Source organism: Ancylomarina sp. (assembly GCF_041555295.1).
GTDB lineage: Bacteria > Bacteroidota > Bacteroidia > Bacteroidales > Marinifilaceae > Ancylomarina.
In genome coordinates this window covers 1-5,343 of sequence record NZ_JBFFKR010000239.1, presented here as the reverse complement: position 1 = coordinate 5,343, position 5,343 = coordinate 1, and the positions used below count along the sequence as shown (strand labels likewise).

Here is a 5,343-nt window from a genome sequence, read left to right as displayed (position 1 = left end):
TTTTTCCGTTTCTCATTTTGCTTGTCGTCAATACTGTTTTTATCAGTTTGAGCCATGGCCATGATAGAAGCTCCCATCAATGCCACAAGTAGTATTGTTTTATTTAATTGCATCCACAACCTCCTCCTGATTTTCCGCCATTAGCACCAGCAGCACCTTCACGGTATGATTGAAAATTTGATTCGTATTTTTCGAGTTTCTTAGCTTGTAGTGCCATTTCTCCGTCGTTAAGGTTTGCTTTTTGGTAGGCCGCAACAGACATACATGAGTTGAGACCAAACAATAAGCATAAACTACCAAGCAAGAGCTTGGATTTATTCTTATTTCGCATGTTCATTTCCAATTTTAATTTGGTATTTGTGATTAGTTATTGGTTTCTGTATATAATCTAAATGTAAGTTTTTTGATGTGAAAAGTTCTTGTTTATCAGTTATTAGAAGGCATTCTATACCTTTAAGTTGATTGATTAGTTCAAGACCTTTTTCTTTTCCCAGAACAAAAACAGAGGTTGCCAAAGCATCGGCTAATTCAGCATTGGGACAGATGATACTCACACTACTCAGCCCTTTCACTGGATAGCCCGTTCTAGGATCGATAATATGTGAGTAGGTTTGACCATTTATTGTGACAAATTTTTCGTAGTTGCCAGATGTTACAACAGCAGTTTCATTTATGTTGAGCCAGGAAAAAACCTTTCCTTTTTGTCTTGGATTCACGATACCAATCTTCCAGTCTTTACCTCCTTCATCTTTACCCCAACTGATTAAATCTCCTGAGGCATTAACTAAAGCTCCCATCAAGTTCATCTTTGACATGATATCAAGTGCTTTATTGGCAGCATAACCTTTCCCAATTGCTCCAAAACCAATTTTCATTCCTTTTTCCTTAAGAAAAACTGTTCTTTTCTCAGGATTAAGGATGATATTTTTGTAGTTTATTTTTGCGACAGATGCTGCTATCGCACTTGAATCAGGTAATGTTTTCATTTTTCCATCAAAACGCCAAATTTTATCCATTGATGCATAGCTGATATCGAATGCGCCATATGTTAGTTCTGAAATTTTAATTGAACGACGAATTAAATTGAATAATTCCTGATCGACAATAACAGGTTTTATGCCTGCATTTCTTATAACTTCTGAAGTTTGAGAATTAGTATCCCAAGACGAAATTAATTTTTCGATTCGTTTGATTTCTGTAATGCCTGCTTCTATTGCTTTTATCGCCTTTTCTTGATCTGGGCTAACAGCAGTTAGCTCAAATCGAGATCCCATTAGAAGAAGAACCTTGGTGTGAGATTCTTTCTGTCCTAATGCGGTTAGCGATAGAATAAGAAGAAGTAAGCTTGTGATATTTCGGATCATCTTATTTCTTAATCAGTGTCTTAATGTGATTGATGTATTGTGTCGGACTCAGGCGTTTATATCCAGTTTTAGCAATGATGTTCAAATCAGAATCTAGAATAATAATCGTTGGGAATTGTCCTTCTTTATTATATTTTTCAGCTAATTTTTCATTGTATTGTGTTTGATCTTTACTCAGTCTATTTTTTTTCTTTTTTGGAAAATCAATGTCAAGCATAATCAGATTGTTATTTGCAAATGATGCAAATTCTTCTGTGTCTATAATGGATTGCTTTAGAACCATACAAGATCGACACCAATCAGAACCAGAGAAGTTAATGAAAATAAGTTTATTTTCTTCTTTGGCTATTTGAGCGGCCTTTTCAAGTTGATTGACTTGAGAGAATCCATTAAAAAAACTGGCTAAGATTAAAAAAATGCTAAACGAAAATGTTTTATAGTTCATAAGATCTTTCAAAATTTTAAAATAATGTATAAGTGATTACCAAATGTAATTAATATTGTATTCAAATATCTAGATAGGTTGTTAAAAAATATAAATATATTCAGATCTCATTGTGTCTAAGAGGAATTGTCTATTTAAGTAGACAAAAAAAAATCCCACTTAACTATTTAGCTAAGTGGGATTTCAAATTTATAAAATATAATTATTGCTTTATTATTTTTCTCGTTAATTGATTTCCATCTTCAAGATCAAAAACAATGATATAGATACCTTGATTTAAGAAGCTGAGATCTAGAATTTCATTACTATCAGGATTGTGCTTATAAAGCATCGTTTTTCCTGTAAGGCTATATAGACTGATACGTTTCACTTGTTTTAAATTATCCAAGTGCAGTAGGTCTTTAACAGGATTAGGGTATAAGCTCAATTCTTCATCTAAAACATCCTCAATACCTGTTGAATAGTCTATTGCTTGAGAATAGGCTGAATAAACTTTATTTCCAGTAAGCATGTCACCACTTGTAGCAACAGGCGTTACAGCAAAACGTATATATCGACCAACATTCTGACGCAAAATTGTGTATTCGAGACGGTTTGCTCCCTGAATAGCCGTTTCGTTAGTCCCTGATTGATCACTTGCAAGATACCATTGGATAATAGAATTCCCTTCAGTATCTCCATTAGTATCAAAATAAGTGTACGAAGCTGTTAAAATAGCATCTTGTATGAATTCACCAGTAATGACTAAGTCGCTTGCAATAGGCGCTGAAGGAATTACAGGTGTCTCAAGTTGTTTTGTGGTATATATTCGATATTCACCAGCTGCTAAATTCACATTCATATTTACATCACTAACAGAAACTTCAGTTCCCGTAAAATAATCGTACCAAGTACCTGTTTGACTGAAATTTGGTGTAATTGAACCAGCTTTAACATCAAAGTTGGCAATCACTCGAACATCCATGTCTGCATGATTGATTTCAACACGTTTTAAAGCCCCTGCTACGTTTAGATTATAATCTTCAGATGAAAAGGCTACCTCTTGCGTTTTTAGCTTGATGAGGGCTGAAAAGACTTGATAGAGGTGCAAACGATTAGAATCATCGAGATAATCCCATTTGATAGGTTTTTTACCTGTACGGCCATTTTCATCAATCGAAATATCGTAACCTAACTCGCCAAATTGCCATATCATTTTAGGCCCAGGAGTTGCAAAGAAGATAGCGCCGGCAGTTTCTATTCTTGAAAGGGCAGTAGAAAGCTCTTTGACATTATAATTTTCGAAAGAATTACCAAATTGGAGGTTTTTAACCATCACCCTTTCTTCATCGTGACTTTCCATATAAGAGATCAGTCTAGGTGCTACCCATTCACGATTTTTCCATGATGTCCAGCTTAAGTCTGACTTTCCACTCTCATTATAGCCCATTGTGGCTTCACTGTAATTACCATTGGCATTTCCCCAAAGGTGTATACCATAAGCAGCAAGCTCTTTTTCTTCATAGTTATCAGCTAAATGTTCAAAGCTAATGAAGGCTTTATCGTTTTCTGCCCAAATTTTATCAGCCATTCGTTTAAGTAAGCGAATACGGTCGGCGTCATAATTACTTGCCCAAGGATCACTTAAATCGTGGTAAGTATTTGAAAAACCTTTTGTGAAATCGAAACGGTAACCATCGATATGATACTCATCAATCCAATAGGTATTGATACGATCGACTAATTTTTGAGTTTCTAGACTTTCGTGGTTGAAATCGGCTCCCCAGTGTGCATCAGTATTTTCAAAATTATGCTCTCTGTTATACCATGGATTATCAGAACTTGGTTTACCACCTTCTTCGTACATTCTGAAGAATGGAGATTGACCAAAAGAATGGTTTAATACCATATCCATGAGTACAGCAATACCGCGCTTATGACATTCGTTAATGAAATCTTTGTAATCATTCTTTGTTCCATAAGCCTTATCAGGCGCAAAATAAAAGGCAGGATTATACCCCCATGAATCATTACCCTCAAATTCGTTGAAAGGCATCAGTTCAATTGCATTCACACCAAGTCTTTGCAGGTAATCAAGGGTATCCGTTACAGTCTTAATATTACCAGCTTCGGTGAAATCACGAATTAAAAGTTCATATATCACAAGATCATCATGATCAGGCATTGTGAACTCTGTATCGCTCCAAGTGTAAGCTGTTTGTGCAGTCTGGAGAACTGATGCAAACTCGCTTGTTTTTGAGCTAGGATAAGCAATCAGGTTGGGATATGTGCTGGATGAAATATATTGATCGTTCCAAGGATCGAGTAATTTGTCAGCATAGGGATCAGCAATTTTAATTTCTCCATCAATTAGGTATTGGAAAATGTATTCCTTTCCTGGAGTTAAACCATCAATGCTAAACCAAAAGTAGTCTCCATCCTTTTTCATTTGATAGCTATTACTAAGTAACCAATTGTTGAAATCACCTATGATATAAATATACTCTTTATTTGGGGCATACAGTTGCAGATTGACTGAAGTCGTTGATATGTAGTTGATCCCATCTTTAAGTACAGATGGTCTTGTTACAGTTTGAGTCTCCTGTTTGATGACAAAATTAATTGTATCACGTTTTTCTTCACCGGCTGCTGTTGCAATTGCTACAAATTCATGATCGCCAGCCGTTGTATAATTAAAAATTTTACTAATTGAGCTTGTAGTGGTTGTTTCATCAAGAGCACCATCTACAAATAGTTGAAGATTCTCACTTGCTGCAGAATTAATGCTAACGGTAAATTCTGTAGATTTCTCAATGATACTATTATTTACAGGACTTGTAAAGCCAACATTTAAACCTTCAGTACTAATATCTACAAAAATATCATTATCGCCAGTATCTTTACCGACTATTGAACCATCTGCATTTCTAAATACAAAGGCCATTTTTTGAATCTCTTCAGCTGTGGGAACATTATAATAGCTGCGAACATCAGGTGTAATTTTTAGTTCCCATTTGTTGTTACCCAAACTGGTGAGTTTAATCTTATCAACATTAACAGCCCAATCACTAATAACGTATTTCCAATCGCTGCCTGATGTACTTTTGTCAGTAATAACGCCGGTGTGGGCATATACATCTCCTGTAAAATCTTTTAGTCCTTGATTACCTTGGGAGGCATCAAAAGTAATGGTCACCTCAGAATTTTCGGTAGGGAAGGCTGGGACAGTGGTGACGACCTGACTCCATGTTAGCTGAGAGCTAAGAATTAGTAGTAGAAGAATGAATATGGAGTAGAGTTTTTTCATAAACGAGAGTTGATTTTTGTTGGCAGTTGGCTGATTTTAAAGCCTTACTTGTAAGTTATGAAATATTATTATAAAAAAATCACGGGAAGAGTATTCCCGTGATTTTTAGTTTGTATTTAATTCTTAGTAAATATTAAAGTTCTGTTTGCTAAGCTAAATTTGATTGTGTAATTTCCTGCACCATCAGGAGTTGATAGGTTAGGATCTCCACCTTCATAATTAAGCATTTCGTATTTGAACTTAAATCC

General features: G+C 35.2%; 4 protein-coding genes. All 4 read right to left on the bottom strand.

Annotated features, from left to right (window positions below):
- Positions 1-103 precede the first annotated feature (103 nt).
- Positions 104-331 (bottom strand): DUF4266 domain-containing protein, encoded by a 228-nt coding sequence (locus ABY905_RS13630; RefSeq protein WP_372644797.1) that lies wholly within the window; start codon positions 329-331, stop codon positions 104-106.
- Entirely contained in the window at positions 321-1,364 is a 1,044-nt protein-coding gene (locus ABY905_RS13625) for an FAD:protein FMN transferase (protein ID WP_372644795.1), read from the bottom strand. Before ABY905_RS13625 ends, ABY905_RS13630 begins: the two co-directional genes overlap by 11 nt.
- A gap of 1 nt (position 1,365) precedes the next feature.
- Positions 1,366-1,809, bottom strand: a complete 444-nt coding sequence (locus ABY905_RS13620) for a thioredoxin family protein (protein ID WP_372644793.1) — start codon at positions 1,807-1,809, stop codon at positions 1,366-1,368.
- A 202-nt stretch (positions 1,810-2,011) separates the two neighbouring features.
- Entirely contained in the window at positions 2,012-5,095 is a 3,084-nt protein-coding gene (locus ABY905_RS13615; RefSeq protein WP_372644791.1) for an alpha-amylase family glycosyl hydrolase, read from the bottom strand.
- Between the last annotated feature and the right edge of the window lie 248 nt (positions 5,096-5,343).

Excerpts from the sequence above, each read along its gene's own strand:
- ABY905_RS13615 (WP_372644791.1), bottom strand. The coding sequence starts at position 5,095 with ATGAAAAAACTCTACTCCATATTCATTCTTCTACTACTAATTCTTAGC.
- ABY905_RS13630 (WP_372644797.1), bottom strand. The coding sequence starts at position 331 with ATGCGAAATAAGAATAAATCCAAGCTCTTGCTTGGTAGTTTATGCTTA.
- ABY905_RS13620 (WP_372644793.1), bottom strand. The coding sequence starts at position 1,809 with ATGAACTATAAAACATTTTCGTTTAGCATTTTTTTAATCTTAGCCAGT.
- ABY905_RS13625 (WP_372644795.1), bottom strand. The coding sequence starts at position 1,364 with ATGATCCGAAATATCACAAGCTTACTTCTTCTTATTCTATCGCTAACC.